This is a genomic window from Shewanella sp. 11B5 (genome assembly GCF_002836795.1).
Lineage (GTDB): Bacteria > Pseudomonadota > Gammaproteobacteria > Enterobacterales > Shewanellaceae > Shewanella > Shewanella frigidimarina.
This window is the reverse complement of the sequence record NZ_PJAP01000661.1, coordinates 1-1,810: the sequence shown is the minus strand read 5'-3', so window position 1 is coordinate 1,810 and position 1,810 is coordinate 1. Positions and strand designations below refer to the sequence as shown.

2 protein-coding genes are annotated in these 1,810 nt (G+C 44.1%); one reads left to right on the top strand and one right to left on the bottom strand.

What is annotated here, in order from left to right:
• Positions 1–1,150 (top strand): S41 family peptidase (locus CXF78_RS15000; RefSeq protein ID WP_180957163.1); only part of this gene is annotated, 1,150 nt, incomplete at its 5' end.
• Between the two features lie 108 nt (positions 1,151–1,258).
• On the opposite strand, the gene CXF78_RS14995 is transcribed toward CXF78_RS15000, so the two are convergent.
• Positions 1,259–1,696, bottom strand: coding sequence for an OsmC family protein (locus CXF78_RS14995; protein ID WP_011636555.1), 438 nt, complete (start codon positions 1,694–1,696; stop codon positions 1,259–1,261).
• Between the last annotated feature and the right edge of the window lie 114 nt (positions 1,697–1,810).

Below are 1,810 nucleotides of genomic sequence, written 5' to 3'. Positions count from 1 at the left end.
AATGCGCGGCGTAGATTGGCAAGCAGCTAAAGCTAAATATCAACCTTTGGTAGACAGACTGACCGATCGTAATGAGCTGAATGATATTTTCACCCAAATGATGGGTGAACTGAACTCATTACATTCACAAGTACGAGGTGGCGATATTGCCCAAGATGCCGATGCAGCCAAAGCCGCTGCATTAGGGGCTAGGCTGACACAAACCGATAGAGGTGTGGTAATAAGCCATATTTATCAAACCGATCCTGAGTTACCGTTGTCGGCATCCCCATTGGCCCGTATTGAGGTTGATGCGAAAGAAGGGGATGTGATTGCGAGCATCAATGGCAAGAAAATCACTAACATTGCCGATGTGACTCAACTACTGCGAAACCAAGGCAACAAGCAAGTGTTGCTAGGTTTAGTCCGTGGTAAAACAGCCATTAATACCATAGTGACTCCCCATGATATTGGTACCGATGCCAAGCTACGTTACCTTGATTGGGTTGAGTATAACGGCGACAAAGTGGCCAAAGCCTCTAAAGGTAATATTGGCTATTTACACTTGTATGCCATGGGCAGCGGTGATGTCGAAAGCTTTGCTCGCGAGTTTTATACTAATTACGACAAAGACGGTTTAATCATCGATGTTCGCCGCAATCGTGGTGGCAATATCGACAGCTGGATTATCGAAAAACTGTTACGCCGTGCGTGGGCATTTTGGCAGCCAACTCATGGCAGCACAAACGCAAACATGCAACAAACCTTCAGAGGCCATTTAGTTGTGTTGGCTGATCAAATGACCTACTCAGACGGTGAGACTTTTTCTGCCGGCATTAGAGCGCTGAATATTGCGCCTATAATCGGTAAGCAAACCGCGGGCGCTGGTGTGTGGTTGTCGGGTCGAAATTCAGTGACCGACAAAGGCATGGCACGAGTGGCAGAATACCCACAATATGCCATCGATGGCCGTTGGGTTGTTGAAGGTCACGGGGTTGAGCCAGACATTGAAGTTGATAACTTACCTTATGCCACTTTTAGCGGTAAAGATGCACAGCTTGATGCTGCTATCAGTTATTTGAAAGATGAACTAGTACAACAACCTATTGCTCCATTACAAGGCTTGCCAATGCCTGACATTGGCCCTGCAGCCGACATAAAAGCGAAGTAACCTCATATTGAGTTTAGTAAACCAATAAAAAATAACCCTCTCAGCGTCATGTTGAGAGGGTTATTATTAAAAATGTAAAACTGTAAAACTGTAAAACTGTACAAAATCTTACTGCTTTATTTCAACTTCACATGCTAATGAGTTAGCAATAAAGCAATTTGCATGGGCTTTTTCATGTATCTTCGCTAACGTTTCTTCGTCAACTTCAATCCCTTCTGCAAACGTGACATTAGGTGCTAATGTCATCTTAACCACAGCGACTTTACCCGCCTCATTTTTACCTAAATCAGCAGTGGCATTATCAACATAACTGGCAACAGGTAGCCGCTTTAAATGGGCAATCGCTAAAAAGGTCAGCATGTGGCATGAGGACAGAGCCGCAAGTAAGCTTTCTTCTGGGTTCACTTTATCAGCATTACCTTTGTATTCAGGCGCAGATGACGCTTGAATCGTTTGCCCAGTGCCAAATTTAACCTCATGATCGCGATTAAATTCACCTTCCTCACTTGGTGAAGACTGCCAATTTACCGTTAATTTAAAGCCCATTTTGTACTCCCCAAACCACATAGACGTGGTGTTTATAACAACTTAATTTAGCGTGAATTACTCTGAAAATCGGTCACTCACCAAACGGTAACACCTGTCTCTTATACCACATCT

What these genes read in the sequence shown, in the direction of transcription:
- CXF78_RS14995 (WP_011636555.1), bottom strand. Translation starts at nt 1,696, where the DNA reads ATGGGCTTTAAATTAACGGTAAATTGGCAGTCTTCACCAAGTGAGGAA.